General features: G+C 60.3%; 27 protein-coding genes. 11 read left to right on the forward strand and 16 right to left on the reverse strand.

The features are described from left to right. Nucleotides 1-50: 50 nt before the first annotated feature. The 9 genes from U5A52_RS16930 to U5A52_RS16970 form a co-directional block, all read right to left on the reverse strand. The gene (locus U5A52_RS16930) at nt 51-1472 is read right to left on the reverse strand and encodes an Eco57I restriction-modification methylase domain-containing protein (protein WP_321935507.1); all 1422 of its coding nucleotides are present in this window, start codon (nt 1470-1472) and stop codon (nt 51-53) included. A 783-nt stretch (nt 1473-2255) separates the two neighbouring features. Then, nucleotides 2256-2681, reverse strand: a complete 426-nt coding sequence (locus U5A52_RS16935) for a hypothetical protein (RefSeq protein WP_321935508.1) — start codon at nt 2679-2681, stop codon at nt 2256-2258. 262 nt (nt 2682-2943) lie between these two features. Continuing rightward, entirely contained in the window at nt 2944-3342 is a 399-nt protein-coding gene (locus tag U5A52_RS16940) for a hypothetical protein (protein ID WP_321935509.1), read from the reverse strand. A gap of 162 nt (nt 3343-3504) precedes the next feature. Continuing rightward, nucleotides 3505-3825 (reverse strand): hypothetical protein, encoded by a 321-nt coding sequence (locus U5A52_RS16945; RefSeq protein ID WP_321935510.1) that lies wholly within the window; start codon nt 3823-3825, stop codon nt 3505-3507. A gap of 16 nt (nt 3826-3841) precedes the next feature. Next, nucleotides 3842-4267 (reverse strand): hypothetical protein, encoded by a 426-nt coding sequence (locus U5A52_RS16950; protein ID WP_321935511.1) that lies wholly within the window; start codon nt 4265-4267, stop codon nt 3842-3844. Nucleotides 4268-4446: 179 nt separating this feature from the next. Continuing rightward, the gene (locus tag U5A52_RS16955) at nt 4447-4743 is read right to left on the reverse strand and encodes a flagellar transcriptional regulator FlhD (protein WP_321935512.1); all 297 of its coding nucleotides are present in this window, start codon (nt 4741-4743) and stop codon (nt 4447-4449) included. Between the two features lie 332 nt (nt 4744-5075). Next, nucleotides 5076-5408, reverse strand: coding sequence for a hypothetical protein (locus tag U5A52_RS16960; RefSeq protein ID WP_321935513.1), 333 nt, complete (start codon nt 5406-5408; stop codon nt 5076-5078). A 155-nt stretch (nt 5409-5563) separates the two neighbouring features. Then, complete coding sequence (gene rnc / locus U5A52_RS16965; RefSeq protein WP_321935514.1) at nt 5564-6256, reverse strand: ribonuclease III; 693 nt, start codon at nt 6254-6256, stop codon at nt 5564-5566. Between the two features lie 477 nt (nt 6257-6733). After that, the gene (locus U5A52_RS16970; RefSeq protein WP_321935516.1) at nt 6734-6982 is read right to left on the reverse strand and encodes a hypothetical protein; all 249 of its coding nucleotides are present in this window, start codon (nt 6980-6982) and stop codon (nt 6734-6736) included. Nucleotides 6983-7023: 41 nt separating this feature from the next. Here U5A52_RS16970 and U5A52_RS16975 point away from each other — a divergent pair, with 41 nt between their 5' ends. The 3 genes from U5A52_RS16975 (at nt 7024) to U5A52_RS16985 (ending at nt 8766) form a co-directional block, all read left to right on the forward strand. Continuing rightward, nucleotides 7024-7302, forward strand: a complete 279-nt coding sequence (locus U5A52_RS16975; RefSeq protein WP_321935517.1) for a hypothetical protein — start codon at nt 7024-7026, stop codon at nt 7300-7302. A 512-nt stretch (nt 7303-7814) separates the two neighbouring features. Further along, a complete protein-coding gene (locus U5A52_RS16980) occupies nt 7815-8144 on the forward strand; it encodes a hypothetical protein (RefSeq protein ID WP_321935518.1) in 330 nt (109 codons plus the stop codon). 271 nt (nt 8145-8415) lie between these two features. Further along, complete coding sequence (locus U5A52_RS16985) at nt 8416-8766, forward strand: hypothetical protein (RefSeq protein WP_321935519.1); 351 nt, start codon at nt 8416-8418, stop codon at nt 8764-8766. A gap of 16 nt (nt 8767-8782) precedes the next feature. On the opposite strand, the gene U5A52_RS16990 is transcribed toward U5A52_RS16985, so the two are convergent. Further along, a complete protein-coding gene (locus tag U5A52_RS16990; RefSeq protein ID WP_321935520.1) occupies nt 8783-9259 on the reverse strand; it encodes a hypothetical protein in 477 nt (158 codons plus the stop codon). A gap of 652 nt (nt 9260-9911) precedes the next feature. On the opposite strand from U5A52_RS16990, the gene U5A52_RS16995 reads away from it, so the two are divergent. Beyond that, the gene (locus tag U5A52_RS16995; RefSeq protein WP_321935521.1) at nt 9912-10658 is read left to right on the forward strand and encodes a sigma-70 family RNA polymerase sigma factor; all 747 of its coding nucleotides are present in this window, start codon (nt 9912-9914) and stop codon (nt 10656-10658) included. A gap of 85 nt (nt 10659-10743) precedes the next feature. On the opposite strand, the gene U5A52_RS17000 is transcribed toward U5A52_RS16995, so the two are convergent. From U5A52_RS17000 to U5A52_RS17025, 6 genes are all read right to left on the reverse strand, one after another. Next, entirely contained in the window at nt 10744-11052 is a 309-nt protein-coding gene (locus U5A52_RS17000) for an HU family DNA-binding protein (protein ID WP_321935522.1), read from the reverse strand. A 155-nt stretch (nt 11053-11207) separates the two neighbouring features. Beyond that, nucleotides 11208-11648 carry a hypothetical protein gene (locus U5A52_RS17005; protein WP_321935523.1) on the reverse strand — a complete coding sequence of 147 codons (441 nt, stop codon included), beginning with the start codon at nt 11646-11648 and terminating at the stop codon, nt 11208-11210. Nucleotides 11649-11695: 47 nt separating this feature from the next. After that, the gene (locus U5A52_RS17010; RefSeq protein ID WP_321935524.1) at nt 11696-12268 is read right to left on the reverse strand and encodes a hypothetical protein; all 573 of its coding nucleotides are present in this window, start codon (nt 12266-12268) and stop codon (nt 11696-11698) included. Then, nucleotides 12265-12684 (reverse strand): hypothetical protein, encoded by a 420-nt coding sequence (locus tag U5A52_RS17015; protein WP_321935525.1) that lies wholly within the window; start codon nt 12682-12684, stop codon nt 12265-12267. The genes U5A52_RS17010 and U5A52_RS17015 overlap by 4 nt, the downstream gene beginning before the upstream one ends. 733 nt (nt 12685-13417) lie before the next feature. Beyond that, complete coding sequence (locus U5A52_RS17020) at nt 13418-13633, reverse strand: hypothetical protein (RefSeq protein ID WP_321935526.1); 216 nt, start codon at nt 13631-13633, stop codon at nt 13418-13420. 79 nt (nt 13634-13712) lie between these two features. Next, on the reverse strand, nt 13713-15026 hold the full coding sequence (locus U5A52_RS17025) for a site-specific DNA-methyltransferase (RefSeq protein WP_321935527.1): 1314 nt from the start codon (nt 15024-15026) through the stop codon (nt 13713-13715). A 462-nt stretch (nt 15027-15488) separates the two neighbouring features. Here U5A52_RS17025 and U5A52_RS17030 point away from each other — a divergent pair, with 462 nt between their 5' ends. The 7 genes from U5A52_RS17030 (at nt 15489) to U5A52_RS17060 (ending at nt 19876) form a co-directional block, all read left to right on the forward strand. Next, nucleotides 15489-15839, forward strand: a complete 351-nt coding sequence (locus U5A52_RS17030; protein ID WP_321935528.1) for a hypothetical protein — start codon at nt 15489-15491, stop codon at nt 15837-15839. Nucleotides 15840-15973: 134 nt separating this feature from the next. Continuing rightward, the gene (locus U5A52_RS17035) at nt 15974-16291 is read left to right on the forward strand and encodes a hypothetical protein (RefSeq protein WP_321935529.1); all 318 of its coding nucleotides are present in this window, start codon (nt 15974-15976) and stop codon (nt 16289-16291) included. Between the two features lie 714 nt (nt 16292-17005). After that, nucleotides 17006-17329 carry a hypothetical protein gene (locus U5A52_RS17040; RefSeq protein WP_321935530.1) on the forward strand — a complete coding sequence of 108 codons (324 nt, stop codon included), beginning with the start codon at nt 17006-17008 and terminating at the stop codon, nt 17327-17329. Nucleotides 17330-17852: 523 nt separating this feature from the next. Then, nucleotides 17853-18170 (forward strand): hypothetical protein, encoded by a 318-nt coding sequence (locus U5A52_RS17045; RefSeq protein ID WP_321935531.1) that lies wholly within the window; start codon nt 17853-17855, stop codon nt 18168-18170. 191 nt (nt 18171-18361) lie between these two features. Next, a complete protein-coding gene (locus U5A52_RS17050; RefSeq protein ID WP_321935532.1) occupies nt 18362-18790 on the forward strand; it encodes a hypothetical protein in 429 nt (142 codons plus the stop codon). After that, a complete protein-coding gene (locus tag U5A52_RS17055; RefSeq protein ID WP_321935533.1) occupies nt 18787-19125 on the forward strand; it encodes a hypothetical protein in 339 nt (112 codons plus the stop codon). The genes U5A52_RS17050 and U5A52_RS17055 overlap by 4 nt, the downstream gene beginning before the upstream one ends. A 169-nt stretch (nt 19126-19294) precedes the next feature. After that, the gene (locus U5A52_RS17060) at nt 19295-19876 is read left to right on the forward strand and encodes a hypothetical protein (RefSeq protein WP_321935534.1); all 582 of its coding nucleotides are present in this window, start codon (nt 19295-19297) and stop codon (nt 19874-19876) included.

Genomic DNA, 19876 nt, shown 5'->3' on the forward strand with positions numbered 1-19876 from the left:
CGACTCGCCCAGACGGGCGAGCGGGAGTAGCCGGTTGTGGATGATGAGGATCAAGCCGGAGCAGCCGCGTGGGCCATAGGCAGTTTGCGAAGCAACTGGGTTGTTAACGAAAAGTAACCGTTTTCCAAGGGAGCTGCGTGCTCCCGAACCCACTGCAGCGCAAGTGGGTCTGCGAGCGCCGCCTCCACTGCCGCCAGTTGTTCCTCGCTGCCCGAGACGATACTCAGATTGTGATTAATCGGCAGGCACCCCGCAGGGACTCGAATCGCTCTTGGTGCCTTGGCGATGCGGGGAACCAGAAGCGACTCGCGCGAGAGGTCCATGTTGTGCCACGACTCTGGGGGCATCCAGAACTTCCCGTTGAGACCGCGCTTCGCCATTCGATGCATCTGGCTTTCGAGGTGTTGCATGATTTCTGCTGGCGGCTCCTCATCCGGGAGAGTGCGAATGGCCCAGCGCGTCGGTGTGCCCAGGTTGCCATTCTGAAAATCGTCCGTATCCACTGCGGGCACCAGGTACTCCGACGGAAGCCCACTTGCGACTCGCGCGTCAACCACGAAAATGCCCTTCGTACCCAGCCAAGGAGCGAGACGCACTTTTGCAAAATCTCCCAGTGTCGGAATTCCTGAATACACCGACGCGTCTACACCTGGATAGTGAGGGGCGCTTGTCAGCTTGACACCCTGTTTGAGATCGGTCGAGAACGTCACGAGCACCGGATGGATGCGCGGTAGAGAGTCACGCCTGCGAGTTTTTGGACGATAGAACGAGGATTCGACGCTCAGTCGCTCGTGATGCGTGAGCGAGAGGAAGCGACCGAGCGCTTCGCGCAGCCCGGCGGCCTGATCATTTATCAGCCACCGATCGCTGGTCACCAGCCCAATCTGTCCGCCCGGGATTACGACGCGCGCAATCCGCTCAAGAAAACTGTGGAGCATGTCTGCGATCGCATACCCCGGGACGTGACGGCGATGCGCCTGGCGGATGATGTCGGGAACGTTGGCATATCGCAAGTACGGCGGGTTCCCCGCGCAAATCGTCCAGGTCGGTGTCTTTGGGCCCGCCGTAATGAAGTCGCCGTGCTTGACCATTTCACCTGCTATACGTGCGGCCGCACCGGCTGTGTGCCCATGAGCGGTGAGAATTCCCGCGACGCGCACCCGTGCTTCGATGACCGCCCCCTCAAACAACTCCCATCCCTCGATGCGCCCAACCGGGTTGAATCCCGGGGGCTGACCTGCAAGCAAACGCTCAAGCGCGCGGCCGAGAAACATCCCATCTCCGCAGCTCGGATCGACGAACGATGCATCGGCAGCGGGCCACCCGAGCCGATCGAGGATCGTGTCGACAACAGGAGAAGCCGTATATATCGCCGTCGATGCCCAGATCTGCATTACGGCGTCGAGGTACGCAGTGTCTGCCTCGTCGAGAAAGCCGAGCGAGCCTTGTCCCGCGAAAGATTGCTGTTTCATGGTTTACTCCTTGTCCTGCCCAAAGGGCGATTGGTGAAGGAGCGGGCGGGGTGCCCTGCGAGACGCGACCGTCTGGCAGGGTGATCAGTGGCGACCAGTCGCCGGCTACCCCGTGAAAGGGGCGTGCCGGCGATGGCCTGGTTACGAAGGGAAGGGTCTCAGTTATCCGTAGATCCCTGACTGTGCTCATACTGCCAATCATCGTGCTGATGATGAGCAGACCCGCAAGAGTGCGAATGATGTTCCGAGCCCTCTGGGTAGCAGTCGCAATTGCACGGCAGCGGCTGACTGCACACCGGGCATGACTCGTCGTCGACGTGCAAACGACGTGGCGATTCGAACGCGTCCTCCGCGGACAGTCCGAGTTCGGTGCGCATTGCTACAAACCCGATCAGCACCAGAAGAACGGCGAGAAACGGCAACAGATTGCTAGTACTCGACATTGATAATCTCCCAGCCTGCCACTCCATATCTCTCGTCGAGCATGTCCGGTGTAAACCGGCTGTTCCTTTCCCTGCACTCGCCATCGAACTCGGCCTTGTGCAGATGCCCACAGCAACCACATTCGATGATCTTGACCGGAGGCTGCCCGACATTACCCGGTGCGTTGCATTTCACGTTTGACTCCTCTTGCCCATCGGGCTAACAAAGAAGTCGCGACGCAAGGTGCGTCATGCGGGACTCAACGGCCCTGCGTGACGAGACCAGTGCTCAATGGCCACAGGCTTCATCCCGCTTTAAGGAGACCAACCCGCGTGCTGCGGGTCGATCATTTATGGGATGCTAGTCTTGTGGGCTGGACAGGTCGAGCGAGGCCTTCAGGACGTCCTGTACGAAGCACCCAAACTGCGGATGTTGCGTGAGCGATTTCGGAACCGCCACTGGGATGGAGGTGTTGTACGTTGCGCACGAACGTCTCCACTTTTGCGCGGCTTTCTGCGTCGCGAAGCTATGGACGTAGATCTCCTTCGAACTCCCGCCTTCCTGGACAGCGACGTATTCCGGCTTGCCTTCACTAAGCGCTTCACGTCCGGCCGAGATCAGTCCCGCAAGATCGGCGGGCTCAGCATCAAGATAGCCATGTCGCTGCAAGATCGTCGAGAGCACCACCGCCAACTCGAGACCATACGCTGTAACGCCGACAAGATTCGTCTTCGTTTGGTCGATCAACTCCTTGATTGCTGCGGCTTGCGATTGTTGCTCCTTCATTGTTAGCTCCCGTGCCCATCTGGGCTGTTGAAAAGCGACGGGGCACTCATGCGTGCTCGGAACAGCCTGTGCTGTCCCGAACGCCGGCAGCGAGCTGCCGGGGATTACGGGGGGGGGACTGTGCTGATCGCGTCTATCCGGGAGCACACAAAGCGAATGCGGCGCACTCCGGAACAGTCTCGTCGACGCACGCCGCGAGCGTGAAGATTCCTGCCGTTGCTAATGCTGGCAGCAGGAACACTGCCCGGTTTCTGTCAGTTCGTCAGGCCGCTTCTCGACGCGGCTCCGCGGCGGACTCGAGCCGCGCCATCATGCGGCGAAGCTCAACCCCAAGTTCGCCATTGTGGGAGTTGCGGGCGGCGACACGACCCGGCGTGAACTTACCGGACCACGCATAGCCGTCAGTCCGCGCCTGAGCGCGAATCGTCCGCTTCGAGTTCGGAAGCCCATGCTTCTCAAGCAGTTCGCCATATCGCTCCTCGACGGCCAGCAGGAAAGCGACGTCGGCGATTGCAAGGTCGAGTTTCCTTTCCGAGTGCCTGCGGGCTGCGCGATGATAGCGGCTGAAGAGGCCCGAACCCGCAGTAACCAGGCTTCCGAGCACCGCAATGATGGCTTCCCGAACCTCGGGGTTCGCGAGGTAAATGAGTAAGTGAGTCATGGTTCTCCTGTTTTTGCCCGATGGGCCAATGAAAAACAGAAGGGCAGTAGCCCTGCGACGCGGAGCGCGGCAAGGCAATGATCTTTCGCGGATGCGAGCCCCGACTTGCGACGCACCAGCCCGCCGGAAGCCCGGCGAAGCTGGTGGTCGTACGCATACGGTTTATGAACCGTACGCGATCTCATGCATAAGGGCCGACGGGCTCGATCGAATCGGGTGCGTGACAACGGGAAGGCTTGCGCAACGACGCAACACGTGCAGGACTTCACGGATACGAGGCTCTTCCTGGTCGTAGGCACCCGCGATTCGGTCGGCGAACGCGCCCAGGCTGAGTCGCTCGTTACGTTTTACCAGAAAGCCAAACACCGCGAACGCGTGATTCGCAGTGTCTTTCGATACGTCGGCCGGCACCGTGAAGATAGCTCGCACGGCGTTGAGATGATCGACCTCGACGAATGCTTCAGACGAGTGAAGGGCTTGCATGTATTTCTCCTTTCACTCAGCGTGCGAGACCGAGACGAACAGAAGTCTCGATAAAGCCATACAGGTAGAGGGCGCATGCAAGAATCTTCCGGTGCGGCCCACTCGACACGTTTTCCTCTACCCAGGTCTCGGCTTCGACGATCGCGTTCTCCTGATCGTCACGCTCTTCAAAGGACGAGTTTGCTGCCTTCGCACCGAGATGCGACTTCAGGTCGTCGACGATGTCCCACCAGAGATCCTCTTCGAAAGCTTCACGCGCAGGCTGTGACATTCGAAGCTTCCGGGCCAGCGCCTCGTCGAGTTCTGTGAGGTACTCGCTGCGGAGAATTTCTCTGTACTGCGCTTCGAATCCACCCAACCATTCAGGGGTGCTCGTCATCGCAGACGGCATCACGTGAGCGCAGGACACGGACGGGATGATTTGTTGCAGATTGCTGTTCATGATTCTCCTTCCTTGCGCAAGTGCGCACCAAAAAAAGGAGAGAGCAGCTACGCTCAGGGAAGTCCTTGACTCGCCAGAACGGATGGATTTGACGTGGTGAGGTTACGGTGTCGCTGTCGTGCCGATTGAACGGCTGGGAATTATGGTAGCACGCTTGGAGCGCTGAAATGCCACCGTACTCAGCGTGAAACCAATGTTTCGGATCGTGTGAGAATGCGAGAGCTCACACCCTTTTCACCAAGAGCCGAGAGTATCTGAACGTCGTTGAAGCGAAAGCGACACAGAAGGAAGCTCGAGCGCGCAAGTTGGTCGACCTGCACCTCGCTCAAATTCCCCATGACGGCAGCCATCTCGGAGGTCATGCCGAACTGTTCGACAGCTGCGTCTATGTCTTCGCGAAGCAAGTTCTGGATCAGGAGCAGGAACCGAAGATTGACCTCATATATTGCGCTCAGATCCGATTGTGCAGTCAGCATGGACGACTCTCGGTTAGGTGTGTTCAGCGTGGCTGACGACACATTCAACAGGGAAGCGAAAAGAAATGGAGGTACACGATCCGCTCGCGGCGAAGGTGACCAGCCAAAGAAGTTTAGGGATACCAGGATTTTCTTGAGGGTCAAAAAAAGGAAAAATTCGGGGGTTTTACGCCGCTTGCTCGTTGCGATAGCGTCTCTTTTCGGGATCCTGGGGGGGCGCAGCGAGCTACTCGCGATGTGTCTTGTGGCGCGGAGTGCGCGACAACGTGTCTGCAGTTGCGCGGCCCCTAAGGGCGCGCGCATGCTGCATTGCTGGTGCTACGGCTACGCACTTAATACCGGCGCTTGTGGTAGGTTGGCCTGCCTTTCTCGTACACGCGGAAGTCCGAGCCCGGGCGGGTGATCTCGCGGCAGCCAGCCTGATTCCAGTGGACAGGATTGATGTCGAGTTTGCAGAACCCGTTCGCATCAGGTCCACTGCTGATGACGCCTCGAACCGTGACCTTGTTCGGGCCGACGTCGCTGACGTAAGCGTGGTCACCCTTAGCGGCAGTAGGGTTTGCGACTGAAGGTATCGGCTTGCGATGCATACGGCGGTTTAACGCAGTGCGGTCGGTGATCGGCCGCGCAGCGGTGCTGTAGCATGGGTTGTTCCAGGTTGCCATTGAACGCTCCTCACTTTTTGCCTGATTTCAGGCGCTGAAAAAGGAGCGGGCGAGAAGCCCGGGTGAGCGTGGCTCAGCGGGGCGAAAGACAGGAGGGCGGCCTCCTAGTTGAAAAACTGATGCCGATCGAACGGCTGATGCGACTATAGCAGAGATCAGACTGGCTGCAACTTCGACAACATAAGTTGTGCAGCCTCACGCTCGGCGGCCCGCCTGTTTGGACCAATGCCCGTGGTCCTTGCGCTTCGCGAGCGGACTACACATTCGCTTTCGTAGAGCCGCCCAGCGCCTTCGCCAATTACCCGCACGATCGCGTAGTCCGGCACCGGGAGACGGATGCCTTGCAGGTATTCCTGAAGGCGGGACTTCGGGTCCTTGCCGAAGAGGCGAATATCGATGGTGTTAAGGATCGGCAGGTAGATGCGATAGATCACGTCTCGCGCGGCAATGAAGCCCCCGTCGAGATAGATCGCGCCGAGTACGGCTTCGAATGCGTCCGCAAGAATCGAAGTGCGCGAGCGCCCGCCACTTGCCCTCTCGCCGTCGCCGAGTCGCAGATAGTCGCCGATCTTCAGCGCCAGGGCGATTTCATGGAGCGTCTGCTCACGGACCAGGTTTGAGCGCACACGCGAGAGCCCACCTTCGGATAGGAGCGGGAAGCGCTCATAGAGCAGCGTTGCGACGCTGCTGCTAAGGATCGAGTCTCCAAGGAACTCGAGGCGCTCGTTGTGCTCCTCGCTATGGCTCTGGTGCGTGAATGCACGACGCAGGAGCGAGCGATCGCTGAACGTGTACTGAAGGAGGGTTTCGAGTGGGGTAGGCTCCATGTCGCGAGTATAGGCGGCCATGTATCCAGTCAGGCGACGAATGATGGGGATCGGCAGGGCGCATTCAGCGCACGCCGCGATCCCTCACACTGAGTCGGGGTAGCGGCGCGCGAGCGGCCCGTTGGGATCGTCGTTGCCGAGGGCGCGCGTAGCGTCGTGAGGCGCCTGGGCGCGGTCATGGGAATGGTACGCCCGGCAGGACGCGGCTCGCTCGCACGCGGACGCAGCATTGTGCGGCGCAGACTCGTGGCGATTTGTTGCTTCGAACCCGTGAAACCCGGTTGGAGTGAGGAGATGGGTGAGGGACATGAGCATGCCGGGCGAGAAGAGCACTCGCCAGAGGCATGACATCACAACCGAGACCAAGACGTAGCGGAAGAGCCCGCGAAACAGAAACATGACTATCTCCAGTTGGCTGTCCCACGCTCGGGACATCAAATACAGGATGCCCCGAGCGGACTGGAACGCAAAGCGCGCGCCGACGCGCGCTGCAAATCCTTACCCCGCGCGTTGACGCTCGAGCGTGCGGGCTTGGCGATCGTACTGAGCGTCCTCGCGGGCCCGTTTCGCGGCCATGTGATGAGCGACGGCGCAACCGGCGGCGGCGCCGAGGAGCGCGTGATGACCGGCGTAGTGGCCAGCGACCGCGCCGACGAGCGCGCCCTTGAGGCAAGCGCCGGCGTGTGCGGGAACGGCGGCGAAAGAGACGATCGCCGCCGCTGCAGCGATAGAAAGCGTTTTGCGCATGGGTTTCCTCAAGTTGGTGGGTCCGGAAGGTGACGTTGTGTATGCAACGAACCAACGATACAACCGACAAGATTGAATGCAAGTCGACCTGCAGAGCCGCGCATGCCCTCTCGCAGACGCACGTTCAAAAGCGCTATGAGCTAGAGCGATCAACACGACAAGACGAGCAACCTCTCGCCCTCGCAAATGCCCGAAATCGCGGCACGGCGATGCAAGCCTTGATGGGCAAGCGTTTCGCCTCACTTGTCCACAACATTATTCAGTTTTCCTGTGGACAAGCCGAAGCATCGATGGGACACGCGCGTTCAACCAAAGCCTGAAATTCCGCCGCTTCGAGCCGGCATTCGACGTGGCGAGCGGGTAAATTGCCATTAGGCGGTGCACGGCGCTACGCAGCGACGGCAGAGGTTGCAGTGCCGGTCGCCCGCCCGAGGCAACTCGTGAATCGTCGTTCTTCGACCATGCGTGCGATACGCGTGGCGTCGAGCGCCCAAGACCAGCGCGACTCATCTCTCACCGACTTCTCCGATGCGTGCCTGGCGGGATCTGCCGGCATTCCAGATGAGACAGAGATCGGCAAAAAACAGAAGAGCGCCGAGAATCACCTTGCAATCAGACCGTCAGCGACTGACAAGGCCGGCGACACTAAGTGCATGATTCTTAAAGGAGGGATCGCTTGCGGATTCCACTATTTACGCCCTAGGGAGAGTTCGCGGCAAGTTCACCCCGCGACCGGATTTGAATGAGCGGCACCAGCAGGCGTCTTTCTGGCGTGGGGTAGCGGGAATCCTGCCCGACAATCCTGCCACAGACATTCGCCCGCTAGCGCACTATGCCCAATCGCTCCCGCCTCACCGTCTTGCCAGTGCGCGCGCTCGCGACAATCGCCGTTTTTATCGGCGTCGCGCTTCCCGGAATGTCAGCAGCGGCCGATGGCACACCAGGTGGCTCATGCACGCCCCCCGGGACGGCGGCCCGGTACGGAGAAAACGGCGTGCTCATGTGCAGCGTGAACGGCATCTGGGTCGTTGCCATGAAGTCATCTGAGTCGGGTGACGACAGCGGAGCCGCTGCGATGGCGACTGACCACCTGGCCGCAGCCATGCAGGTAGTGATGGATCAGGTGACTGGTTTCGTGCACAGCATGTTGTCAGGCAACTGAAAGAATTGGCTTTTGGGCTTCTCGATTAACTTCTCGATCGAATTAATCGGATATGTGAAACGTTTGCGCATTTTTAATTCGACTGAAATCGGATGGAATTTCGAATGCCAAACGTTTGCGCATTAATCCAACCCCGATAACTGCACAGCTACCCAGACGAACGAATTCGTTTTTAAATTCGGGTGATTCCGAAATGCAAAGGAGGCGACAAACGATGATGTATAGCGCACACAAGTACGAAGTGGAGGGTGGCGCTGGCGAGTCCGCGCGCATGGTCGACGAGATGCGGATTTATTTCCGCGGCCAGCAGGGCGGGGCGCGTGCGATGCTTTTCGCCGGTCACGCAACGCTTCTCGGGATGGTGTTCCTGCTTGGTCTGGTGCTGCTTCAGCTCGGACTGCTGCTCCTGGAGGCGATCCTCGCCGGGCTGATCTCGCCATTGGCTGTCGCGCAGGTCATCCAGCTCGAGGCACGCGGAGGGTTTGTGTTGTACGCGCAGCAAACGCTCGCGAACGATGTGGTGTTCTTTGCCATCGTGGCGGGTGCCGCAGCCGTCGGCGCTGAGATCTACTGGACCGTGCGCCGCGCCCGTCGGATCAATCCGCCCAGAATCGACCGCTAGATCGCGGCGCGGGCGCTCACTCGAGCGTCAACCAGAATACGCCGCGGGCCTTCTCGCCGCGTGCGTACAGATCGAGCTCACGGCGCAGCCACTCGGCGTGGCGGGCTCCGGTCGCGATCGAAAAGGCCCGGCCGGTAGAGCCCAGGTGCGAGAGAATCGAGCGCAACGCGTGTGGCTCGAAGCTGCGAGGCCCGACGAATTTCAACGGGTGCGTGCCCTCGAGGTCCTTAGCGGCCGGCTCGTAGGCCTTCTCACCCGTCTTCACCCCGTCCGGTCCCAAGGCCTTGCCAGGCAGGAAGGACAGCACCCAGTTTGTCCCCGCATCGGGCGCGCCCGTCACGATGACAATGCGCCCCATCTTCATGGCTTGACGAGCGACCACTCCCCAGAAGATCAGGTTGACACACGCCCATAGTCCAAAGCGCCCCTTGCCGCGGCCACGGCCTTTACGGGTCACATCGTCTGCGCGCAGTGGGAGATTGCTCCAATTCATGCTTATTGCATCCTTTTAATCAATGCGTGGTGCCGCTCGAATCATGCGCATTGCATCAATTTCAAAAAGCGAGCCCGCTGAATCCGTGTACATGCGTGAGAACGCGCCATGCGATGAAGATGCCGATGCCCGACAACACGTACCTGAGCACTCTGCGCCAAGGCCTCTCGCGGTAGTAGTGATAGTGGCGAACAACCTTTCTGGATGAGCGTGTGCGGGGCATACAGGCATTCCGGTGATGTGTTGCAAAGAGGCCACACGGTAATTGTGTGTAATCAACGAAATTATGACCGGCGCCGTGAGTGAGATTCGCCAAAAACGCCTGTTATTTGGCCGCCTTTTAGCTTTGCAGTTGGGTAAAGGAAGTGGCAATATTCATGCGCACGGATCAGAAACGTTTCAGAAGTGAATCAAATAGAGGTGCAACTCGCAAACGTTTCGAGATAGTATTACCAAAACTTATCTAACAACTATTGCTGCACGGTCATTGGCAGCAACGGGGTAGTTGTCATATTTGGGCGATGGTCAGATGCAATTGCGCCACATGTGCTCCGCCAGCGTGCGCAGCACAGATCCGGGGTGATCTGAAGTCCGGGGCAGTTGCAAGCAGCACAGATATGCGGGCCTGAAAAAACATGAAAGAAGGCAAGATATGAGGCGTGTTGGGGATCTGACGGCGGATGAACTGCTGGACCAAGTGAATGCTGACATCGAACGAGTCGCCCGACGCTGTCTCGGGTGGGGTCAGGGAGCAAGCCCGTCGAAAGGCAGATGGGAAGAGCTCTGCCAGGAGGGGCGCATAGCCCTGTTTCAGTTGTGGGACCGCAAGTCGGACATGCCGCTAGACGATTTTCTCCGATTCTGCTGGCCCAGAATCCGCGGGGCCATGCTGGATTCGCTTCGCGAGCAGGATCACCTTTCGCGTGACAGCCGCGTAACCGCAAAGCGCATCGACCAGGCCGCCAAAGAAATCTCGAGCACTGGAGACCGCCCGACTCCAGGGCGGATCGCCGAAAAGCTCGACATGACGCCTTCGGCCGTGCATGACATGATCGCCATGGTCCATGCCGAAAGCTGGGTTCATCTCGACGACGAATCGAGCTTCCACGATCTCGATACCCTCGCTGCCCTCTCCGATACCGTTGATACGCTCGGCGCGCTGCTTGCCCAGGAGCGTGCCGACGACCTCATCCGCGCGATCGAAGAATTGCCGGAGCGCGAACGGGAAATCGTGACGCTTCGGTACTTTCACGACACGCCGATGACTGAAATCAGCAAGCGCATGAAGATCAGTAACGGACGTGCCAGCCAGATTCATAGCCAGGCGCTGAAGCGCCTGCGCGAATCACTCGACCCAACGGTGCGCACCACCTCAGGCGCCGCCCGGGCAATCTCTTAACACCCTGTCAGGGGAAGTAGTAGCTGCGGCCGGCGTAAATCGCGGGCCACAGCGAATGCTGCAAGCTGAGGCGCAGGCGCGAAACTTATTTCGACGCCTTCCCTTTGCCCTTTTCCTTGGATGCGTTCACCGCGTCCTTGAGCGCCTTGCCCGCGCTGAACTTTGCGGTCACCGCTGCCGGAATCTTGAGTGCCTCGCCCGTTGCCGGGTTGCGACCTGCGCGCTCAGCACGTTTGCCCGTCGAGAAGGTGCCGAAGCCAACCAGCTGGACCGTATCACCGCCAGCCATAGCCTTCGAGATGATCTCCATGGTTGCGTCGAGATGCTCGGCCGCAGCCGTCTTCGTCGAGCCCGTCCTTGCGGCAATCGCGTCGACCAATTCAGTCTTGTTCATCTAACTCTCCAGGTTGTCGAGCCGGTTGCCCGGCAGTTTGCGTTTGATGCAACCACCCGTTCGGGGTTTGCGGGATGGCGCGCAACGTAGAACGCTGCCCCACAGATCGCATCGAGTCATGCGCCACGAAGAAAAGTCGGAACACCAGGATGTACCTATTGCGCGGTCACGGGTAGCGGAACACCTGCCTTCTCGCACGCCTGTCGAGGGGTAATTTGCACGTTGTCGAGCGGATGCTGTCCGGCGAGAACAGTTGCGTAGATGTAGCCCGAGTACAGTGCAGGATTTTGCGCCGTACGCTCTAGCGCAGCCACGTCCTCGGCTGGATTGGCCACCCCCGCAAGCTCCAGCTGTGTGCGAAAGCAGAGTTCGCGGATCGCGGCTTGCACGGTCGCCGATTGATCATACTGCTGCGTGCGCGCTGCTTCCTCCCACAGCGTCGCCGCCGCGCGAATATAGACACCCGCGGCGGTCGCGAGCGGCGTGCCCTCACCGTAGCGCTCGGCGATATAGCGCGTGACGCGATCGACGTCGTCCTGCGTGTACGCCGGCGCTGCACTGGCGTGCAAGGCCGTGAGCGCGAGAAGAGCTGGCAAGAGGTATCTCATCGTCGTACTGTACCCGTGGCCCGGCGCAATGGAAATCATGCACGGCGCTGACTGGCAGCGCTCGTGATGGACGTCATCAACCGTTGGAACTGGAAGTCGGCGTGAGCTGCTTTCGGGCTTCGTGGCAACACATCGTGAAGGCCCGTGGCAAGATCTGGAGACCAGCGCATGGTCCCGAGTGCGTGCACGACGTCATCGAGCGACGCCGCGTCGAGCGTTGTGATCTGGCAAAGAGCCGCATGAAGTGGTTGCTCCGGCAAGCGAGGCACACGCGCCCATAGCTCGACCTGCGCCGTGTGATGCCCACGCGCATGAGCCAGGTGCGCAGAGCGCGCTGCGAGACGCATCGACCACTTTTGCAGCCTCTCGTCGAGCGCAGGCGCATGCGTGTCGGCCGTGATGGGCCCGACACGGGGACCGGTCAGCACCTCCTGGAGCTTGCGCAGGAAGAAGAGAGGCGGAAACACCGCCGGCGTCAGCATCGCGAGACCGACCACGCCGCGAGACGCATCGCGCCCAGGCAGGCGGCCAGCAACGACCTCGAAGCGCAGATCGGGCTCGCGAAGAATGTCGCGCGAGAAGGTTGCATCGAAGGGAACTGCGGTCATGCGATGGCGCCTGCAGGTTCTGCTGCGGTGTGAATCATGATCGGCGCACTGAATACAAGCGGCCGGTTGTTCGCGAGGGCGACTGCCTCGTACTGCAAGCGCTTCTGCTGCGCATCAGACGGGCCCACAAACGCGGGTATCCGGGTCTCCGGATGAACTACAAGCCAGCAGGTCGGCAGAAGTTTGAGCATTCGCTCGAGATAGCGGCGTGCGCTCGCGGTCGTCATGTGACGGCTGATCGAGAACCACACGGATCCGGTAAGCGACTCGCTCTTGCATGCAGCGAGCACCGCGACGCGTGCGCGCTCAAGCAGGTCACTGCATTCAGGAAAGGACTTCGAGAGTTCCCAGCGGGCAATGCCGATGAGCGTCGTGACACACATGGCTCGCGCCTCGCGCCAGATTCGTTGCGGCATGTCAGGGGCGCTCGTCATGCACAGGGACGACAGGGGACCGCGCGCGGCGGTCTCGTCAGGAAGGGCAGATATTGCGCGGGGCTGTTCGCTTCTCACGCGCCCGGTTGTGATCATGGACGGGCAGAAGTCGACGTGCGCGAGGTACTCACAGGCGCGGCTCAAAATTGCCATTGCTGCGTCCCGTACATCGCCGGGCGCCTGCGCCATCTCCCTTGTCTCCAGCGCGCTAAGGTTGGCTCGGGGAAGACGCCCGGCTTCGAAGCATTCGTGCAGCGTTGCGTATTCGTTCATTCAGAGATCGATTCGCGGGTTGTAATGCCGCGCTGTCACTTAGCACGGCTGCGTTTCGATCTCCGTACGGCGCTTCGTTGCCGCAATTTAGGGCGGCAAACGCGAATGGCTCAAATTTCCCGTCTTTCGTGGGTTCGTTGCGTTCGGGTGCGTCGGCAACTGAGGATCCCTGTCGTCGCGATGGTACTGAGCAACGCGAAAGGAATCGTGAGGGACGTGGATGAGTTGACCGTTACGCAGGATGGCAGCCACCTCTCCAGAACTGTCGACGTAACAGGGATAAATCATCCCGACCCACGCGATCGGATATTCATAGGCTGGCACGGGCAAGGGGGCAGGTGGGACGCAGGTGCGATGCATGTGAATTCGCGCTGGAACGCGCGTGCCCCACGGATAGCCTCGTGACCGGTTCTGCAGGGCAGGGCTGTCGCCCGGGTGCTTGCTAAACACGCTGATTCGTCTCCTCGTTGTGCGGGGTGGAATGGTCTTCGGCAAGCATATGGCGCCCGATGCCGATCGCAAGAATGGCGACAGCGAGCGCGGCGGCGGCCGCTAGCGTGAGCCTGCCGGTGCTCCATCCGGCAAACCAGGCGCCGAGGGCCGTGCGCATCCCCGCCTCGCGCAGATACAGCACGAGCGAGAGCACAAACGACGTCACAACGGGCACTGCACAAAGGGCAATTCCAGCCAGTCTGAAAGCGCGCACTCCTGCGCGCGCGATGCGCGCCTTCGCACACTCAGGCATCGATACCTCCTACATCGGCAAGCGCCGGACTCATGTTAAACCCGCTAAACCCGCGGAAGAGTTCAGCCGACGTGCGCACGTACTCCAGCATCCATTCGATCGTGAGCCACCGCCGCCCCGCCCGCTCTGCAGCAAGCCCCGTCTTGGACGACCCTCCCCATATATCGACCACGAGTTCCTGCGGCTTCGAAAGGTAATCTATAAAAAAGGCAGGCAGTGAGGTCGGGAACATTGCGCCATGCGCGGGCAATCCCAGTTCCTTTGCGTGCCGGCGCAGCGCGCGGGTATCCGAACAATTGTGCCCGGCCTCGAAGACGTTGCGCGGAATGCGCCCCTGCGTCGGATTTCCAAACGAGCCGTGACGTAGACGATACGCGCCATCACCGTAGACCGCTTCACGCTGCTCACCACCGCGGGCGATCAACGCAAGCTGTCTCTCGGTATGTGGCTGCAGCACGCGCCGATTGTCCGCACGACTTTTCCACGCGATAGGGTCGTTGCTGAGCACATACAGGGGTTCCCAGCCACTGTTCAGGTGGCAGCGCTCCTTCGATGCATACTGGACCGGCGACGGCGGCTTTGAGCGGTTCGCCCAGACCATCTCGTCCATTTTGAAAATTCCGAGCCGCTCGCGCAACGCAATGATCACCCGCTCCCGGGAAATGGAGCGCGCCGGGCTGCCGCGTTCGAATACATCATTGGACATGTTCAGCACAATCGAGCCACCCGGCGCCAGATGCCGCACAACGGGCTCGAGGGATCGCACCATGAACTCTACGTACTCGGCGTCGGTCGGTCCACCGTACGCACGTGCCCGGGCAATCGGGTAGGGCGATGAGCTGAGCATCAGGACGATCGGCTCCTCCAGTCCGTGCAGCGCGTCGAAATTCGAACCCCAGATGCAGGCCCCCAGTTCGGTGGAGAATCCGACAAGCCGCACGCCCATGCCTGCACGGCTTAACCCTTTGCCTGCTGCCTCGGTCAACCGCCACACGCCACGTTCACCGGCCACGCGTTCGATCACACCCATGTGCTTGAGCGTTTGCTGGCCGAAGCGGATTTTCCGCTTCCAGAGGGAATGGCGCTGTCCGCTCGCGCCGACAGGTTCCCGCCGGTCGAACTCGGAACGATCGACCCCGAGTCGCTCCGCAATCGCGCTATACACCTGACGGTTGTCGAGTTCGGGCAATGCGCTTGCGTGTACGCTCGGGCGATAGATCGCCGTGAGTTCAGCGAAAAGGTCGAGCTGGGCAACGCGGCTGGCGCTGCCGCCCCCAACGCAGGACGAGGTATCGGCGTGTTTCAAGCTTTGCTCCGGAGGGTGGCCGTTGCGGGTTGCGCTCCGGCCGGTAGGCGATGAGGCAACTATAAGGGTGGTGCCACGCAACGCAAGTCGACGTACAGGTGGGCGCATTCCGGCATTCGCGGATTTGCGTTTCGCTTTTGGCGTTGTGCTATATTTCGAACCAGCCGTTCGATCGGCATCATGTCCCCCAGCGCCGCTCGCCGGCAATCAAAAGTCTCCTGCATCGTTCTGTTCGGGCATCCGCCAGAGCTTTTGCACCGCTGCCTTATCCGGGGCTTCCAGCCCAGCAAATCAAATCTCACCATCTTGCACCCTGTCGCGCGTCGTCGTGATGTGCGCCGTGTTACGCGCCAATGCTTTCGCGGGCCTGCCGCCCCCGAAAGCGCCCGGCGGACGCTTTCACGCCCAGACTCCGCCTTCGTTTTTTAACCGCCAATCAGGCACACGACGGGAGCATGAACGATGAAAAGCAAACTGGAGCACGCGGCCCTTCACGCCAAAGGGCTCGCCGTTGCGGTGATGCACCTGCTGGTCCATGGCCACACGGTTGAAGACCCGGAAGGCGATCTGCTTTGGTCGATCGGCGTCGACATCTCGCCCGAGACGCGCATCGAAGTCAGACTCATGCCCGACCACCGCTATGGCGTGCGCGCTGTCAGCGCAGCCACGATCCGCTGGGGAGAGCCATTCGAGGTCCTCGACACGGCTGTCCTGCACGTACTGCACTGGCGTGAGCAGCTTCAGCACCTCGAGCGAGCGCATCAGGTCGAAGGCGCCAACGAGGCGAACGCGCTGGCGATCTTAGTCGGCTGATCTCGCAAAAAACAGCAACACAAAATGCAGGCAGTCCCCACTCGGGGCCTGCTCGCCACGACACGTGTCGTGGCGAGCAGTAGTGCAGAAGGCTCGATCCTTTTTAACTGCCCTCAAGGCACGAAAGGATCATCATGAATATGCAATTCAAATCCCAGGAATCCTCCGCCGTCCCGCCTTCGGGTCGCGTGGTGTTCTCCCAGAAGATGCATCCGATCTACGACGCAGTGGCAGAAGTTCGTCTGATGCCGGACCTGCGTTACCAGATCTTTCATCATCACGGCGACGATTCGTTCGCATGGGTCGATGAGACCGCACAGCCCACCTGCGACCTGGAAGCCGCCATCGATCAGGTGCACGCGTATCAGCGCGTCTTTGTCGACAGCAAGTCGGCTCCGGTTGGAGTCGTGATCAAAAAGCGACAACCCTCCCGCCTGTATGCAGCGGGCTGAAAGCGAGACGTGAAAGTCGGCCCCTCTGGGGTCGACTTTCATATTCCCGCCCCACGAAACGTGCGTCGATTCACGAAGTCTTCACAGGTGCACCTGTCTTAACATCGAATTTGATTCGTTATCCGTATTATCGTCCTTGCTCGAACACCAAGCGATCTGACAGATGTAACCTGTCATCAAGATTTCACTCCCTTCCCGTAGGGTAAGAAAATCGAAACCATCGCTTTGGTCATGCCTGTTTTTTCGACACTTGCTCGCTCCATTCTTGCGGGCACCGCAGGATTAATTTTTGCCAGCACGGCCAACGCGACACCCATCCGATGCTCGCAAGGCTATGAAGACACCACGTGTGCCGCACCGATCGCGCACGCAGCCATACCGGCGCCCACCTGCTCAACCGCGGTGGGATGGACGACCGACGTCCCAGCGCAATGGCTCGGCTCGCACTGGAGCAGCCCGACATGCACCTACATTGCGGCTCCCACGTGTAGCACTGCCCCCGGTTGGACGACTTCCGCGGCCCCGATCTGGAATGGCTCGTCGTGGAGCAGTCCACAATGTACCTACACTGCCGCACCGACGTGCCCCTCTGATCAGACGACGCAGACCGCAGCGACCTGGAACGGCTCGTCGTGGGTTGGACTTGTCTGCCAGACCAACGCTTCAACAAGCCCAGTGGCTTCAATTGCTGTGGCGGATGCGTTTTGCGCCACAATGACCGATCCTGTCTATCCCGCCTCCATCAATCAGCCTGGTGGATGGACCTGGCTGTGGACGATTCAGGTGCTGGTCGTGAACGATCCCTCTACGGGCCCGCACTACTACTACATCATGTGGCAGGGCCCTACGCCGGGTACAGGATTGGAGGGAACCATGAATCCCCCTGCAAACTGGCAATCGATGACGGCCGCACAACTCGAGAACGCGTTATATGGCCTTGAGTGGCCGGGCATCTCGGGAGGCGCTGTGCTGAATCATCCAGCTGGAGGAAATATCGCGGTTGTCGACCCGAGTGAAGCGGACTGCAACTGGGAGTGATGGGTGGAATCTGGCGCGGCTACGGCCTTGTTCGTGTCGCCGCGCCAGGGGTCATCCTGGCGACCCTGCGCGCGAGGGTTTCTTGGGGGCACCTTTCGCGACCACAATAGGGCACCAGCTTGCCAGCGAACTGGTCGACTAAAGTGTGACCAAGAATTCGACCATCGGTAGTGGATCGGGGGCCCAGTGCTGAATCCCCTGCAAAAAAATCGGTCGGCCGCTGTACATCTCGCTATAATTAACTCACGCCTGCTTGCAGGCATTACTTGCCAAATCGCCGAAAGGCGTCTTTTGGGCAGCGCGCCCTCCGAAACTCTCGAGCCTTGCCGGGTCCTCCGCGCATGGTCTCTCACCAGTAATAGACCTGTTCCTCTGGCCTGCGCCGTGGGTAACTCACGCCACAGTCCGGTATGTGATTCGGGCGACAGGATTTCCAGCCGTTTCGGCAAATTCTCATCTTGAACCCGCGCGGGGCATGCTCCGTAAGGGCTGCTCCGTTGTTTTTTTGACAAGGAGCAGTGAAATGGATACTCAGCAACTGAACAGCGAAGTGGAAGCTGGTGTGAGCGTTTCCGTCGTCGCGCGTAAGGACAAGGGCGTCGCCTCGTTCGACTGGTTCTACTCCCCGTCGGCGGCCGAAGTTGCCTTTCAGGAATCGAAGCTGGACTGCGAGACCCGTCACCCGAATGGAACCATGGTGGTCCTGTGCGAGGTGCTCGTGTCGTCACTCGAGACGGCCACGGGCGAGATCGAGTCGCGTGTCGAGGAGCTTTTCCTCGCACCGAACGTCTTCCCGGCGCCGGACTCGCGCTTGAAATACGTGCCCGGCACGATTCATTAATCGCAACACAAACTCACTGCCGCCCGTCCGGGTGGCTGTGGCGATGGAGCCCCTTCGGGGGCTTCATCGCATTTCTACCCCGCATCTACGCCCCGGCGGTCCCGCCGCGGCGTGCATACCGGTCGGCCCCTGCAAGCCTCCATGTGCGCTCCTTTTTTTCAGTCGCCCGTTCCGGGTAAGGAGTATTCGTCATGAAAAGCAACCAGGCCGACACCGCTCTGCAGGCTCTCGAAGCACGTATCAAGGCCGACTTCCATCGTCATCTGGGCCGCACCGTCACGGTTCGGCGCGTCACGATGCTGGAAGGTAGCCACGCTCGTTGCAGACAGCTGAGCGTACCGGCAACGGTGCGCATCGTGCAGACTGGGGACGAGCAGTTGCTACGCTATTCCACGCGTGACCGGATCACACCGGAGTGGCGCGCCGAGCTCGTTGGGGACCACGCAGAGATTCCGGCGAACGCGCACCTGTCCGTGTTTGGGACCTCACGTCAGGCGGACGGTGAATCGTTCCTTAGCGACATCGAGGACCTAGGTGTGACAGCGCGCCTGACGGGGCGTCTCATTCTCCTGTCGTTCAAGGGTCTCTCGAAGCTGTGGCCGCACCGGAGCGTGGCATGACCAGTCGATCGACGAGGACGAAGACGCAGCGCCTGCTGCATTCGTTCGGCGCGGTCGAGCTGCTTGCCGAGCATCGCAATTGTGGTAGCGAAGGGCCGGCGTTGCGTGACTTCGGCGTCGCACCTTCGATCGCCACTGCGTTGATTCGCTGGGGCGAGCACCACGGGCTTGTGTGCACCTTCGAGAACGCCCACGGACATTCGAACAACACCTACTCGTGGGAGCCTGCTTTCCTGAAGGCAGCTGTCGCGAAGCACCTGGAAATTTTCGGTGAGGCAGGGCGGGGGGATTTTCCGCAGGCGCTGCTGGATTTCACCGAACGGAATGACCAGTAGCCATCATCCTCAACAGGGCGCGGCAGCTCTCGCACCCGTCCCAAGCCCCTTCAGGGGGCTTTCCGTAGAGTCGCTCTCCGGAAAGGCCCTTGGAATCCTGGTTCCATCTGGCTCGACGCCGTAATGCTCCCGCTTTCACAACAGCCCTGTCTGGGCAAGGAGCGCAAAGATGACTTTCGCAATACATGTGATTCACGAGAGCTTCGGGGATGACTTCGGCTTCAAGGTGTTTCGGCGGACCTTTCGCGCCGCAAGCAAGCGCTGGCAAGTCGATGTGCAGGTTGACAAGCGCACGGCAAGCGCACCTAACCGAAATGAGGCAACGATTTCTCTCTGGGATGGTCACCAGTGGCAGACCGTGTACAAGATGGCGGCAGGCGAGATGATTCGTAGCTACAAGGATCTGGTCACCCGTGCGGAAAAGGACGAACTGGAGGCGGCTCATCTAGGCGATCTCACCGCGAAGCTGCTGGACATCGGGCTCGCGATGCTCGACCGCTCGCCTGAAGACCAACTCCTCGAGTTCCTTGCGGGAGCGCACATGTGTGGTGCAACGCCGCCGGGTCACAATCAGCGCCCGGGGATCTCCGAGGCCGTCGAAGTGCACACGGCCGATGGCCGGGCAGTCGTGCTTCAGGCGCCGTTCGGTATCAACTCAGGGTATCTGCATGGGTGCACCCCATGTGCACCGGAAACCTGGCGTGCGATCCCGATCGACAAGATCACCGGCATCGCCTATTCGGAGGCGTGA

Source organism: Paraburkholderia sp. J8-2, from assembly GCF_905220195.1.
In the GTDB taxonomy this organism is placed as follows: domain Bacteria; phylum Pseudomonadota; class Gammaproteobacteria; order Burkholderiales; family Burkholderiaceae; genus Paraburkholderia.

Coding starts and splice junctions, on each gene's coding strand:
- U5A52_RS16930 (WP_321935507.1), bottom strand. CDS start 1,472: ATGAAACAGCAATCTTTCGCGGGACAAGGCTCGCTCGGCTTTCTCGAC.
- U5A52_RS16935 (WP_321935508.1), bottom strand. CDS start 2,681: ATGAAGGAGCAACAATCGCAAGCCGCAGCAATCAAGGAGTTGATCGAC.
- U5A52_RS16940 (WP_321935509.1), bottom strand. CDS start 3,342: ATGACTCACTTACTCATTTACCTCGCGAACCCCGAGGTTCGGGAAGCC.
- U5A52_RS16945 (WP_321935510.1), bottom strand. CDS start 3,825: ATGCAAGCCCTTCACTCGTCTGAAGCATTCGTCGAGGTCGATCATCTC.
- U5A52_RS16950 (WP_321935511.1), bottom strand. CDS start 4,267: ATGAACAGCAATCTGCAACAAATCATCCCGTCCGTGTCCTGCGCTCAC.
- U5A52_RS16955 (WP_321935512.1), bottom strand. CDS start 4,743: ATGCTGACTGCACAATCGGATCTGAGCGCAATATATGAGGTCAATCTT.
- U5A52_RS16960 (WP_321935513.1), bottom strand. CDS start 5,408: ATGGCAACCTGGAACAACCCATGCTACAGCACCGCTGCGCGGCCGATC.
- rnc (WP_321935514.1), bottom strand. CDS start 6,256: ATGGCCGCCTATACTCGCGACATGGAGCCTACCCCACTCGAAACCCTC.
- U5A52_RS16970 (WP_321935516.1), bottom strand. CDS start 6,982: ATGCGCAAAACGCTTTCTATCGCTGCAGCGGCGGCGATCGTCTCTTTC.
- U5A52_RS16975 (WP_321935517.1), top strand. CDS start 7,024: ATGCAACGAACCAACGATACAACCGACAAGATTGAATGCAAGTCGACC.
- U5A52_RS16980 (WP_321935518.1), top strand. CDS start 7,815: ATGCCCAATCGCTCCCGCCTCACCGTCTTGCCAGTGCGCGCGCTCGCG.
- U5A52_RS16985 (WP_321935519.1), top strand. CDS start 8,416: ATGGTCGACGAGATGCGGATTTATTTCCGCGGCCAGCAGGGCGGGGCG.
- U5A52_RS16990 (WP_321935520.1), bottom strand. CDS start 9,259: ATGAATTGGAGCAATCTCCCACTGCGCGCAGACGATGTGACCCGTAAA.
- U5A52_RS16995 (WP_321935521.1), top strand. CDS start 9,912: ATGAGGCGTGTTGGGGATCTGACGGCGGATGAACTGCTGGACCAAGTG.
- U5A52_RS17000 (WP_321935522.1), bottom strand. CDS start 11,052: ATGAACAAGACTGAATTGGTCGACGCGATTGCCGCAAGGACGGGCTCG.
- U5A52_RS17010 (WP_321935524.1), bottom strand. CDS start 12,268: ATGACCGCAGTTCCCTTCGATGCAACCTTCTCGCGCGACATTCTTCGC.
- U5A52_RS17015 (WP_321935525.1), bottom strand. CDS start 12,684: ATGCCGCAACGAATCTGGCGCGAGGCGCGAGCCATGTGTGTCACGACG.
- U5A52_RS17030 (WP_321935528.1), top strand. CDS start 15,489: ATGAAAAGCAAACTGGAGCACGCGGCCCTTCACGCCAAAGGGCTCGCC.
- U5A52_RS17035 (WP_321935529.1), top strand. CDS start 15,974: ATGAATATGCAATTCAAATCCCAGGAATCCTCCGCCGTCCCGCCTTCG.
- U5A52_RS17040 (WP_321935530.1), top strand. CDS start 17,006: ATGACCGATCCTGTCTATCCCGCCTCCATCAATCAGCCTGGTGGATGG.
- U5A52_RS17045 (WP_321935531.1), top strand. CDS start 17,853: ATGGATACTCAGCAACTGAACAGCGAAGTGGAAGCTGGTGTGAGCGTT.
- U5A52_RS17050 (WP_321935532.1), top strand. CDS start 18,362: ATGAAAAGCAACCAGGCCGACACCGCTCTGCAGGCTCTCGAAGCACGT.
- U5A52_RS17055 (WP_321935533.1), top strand. CDS start 18,787: ATGACCAGTCGATCGACGAGGACGAAGACGCAGCGCCTGCTGCATTCG.
- U5A52_RS17060 (WP_321935534.1), top strand. CDS start 19,295: ATGACTTTCGCAATACATGTGATTCACGAGAGCTTCGGGGATGACTTC.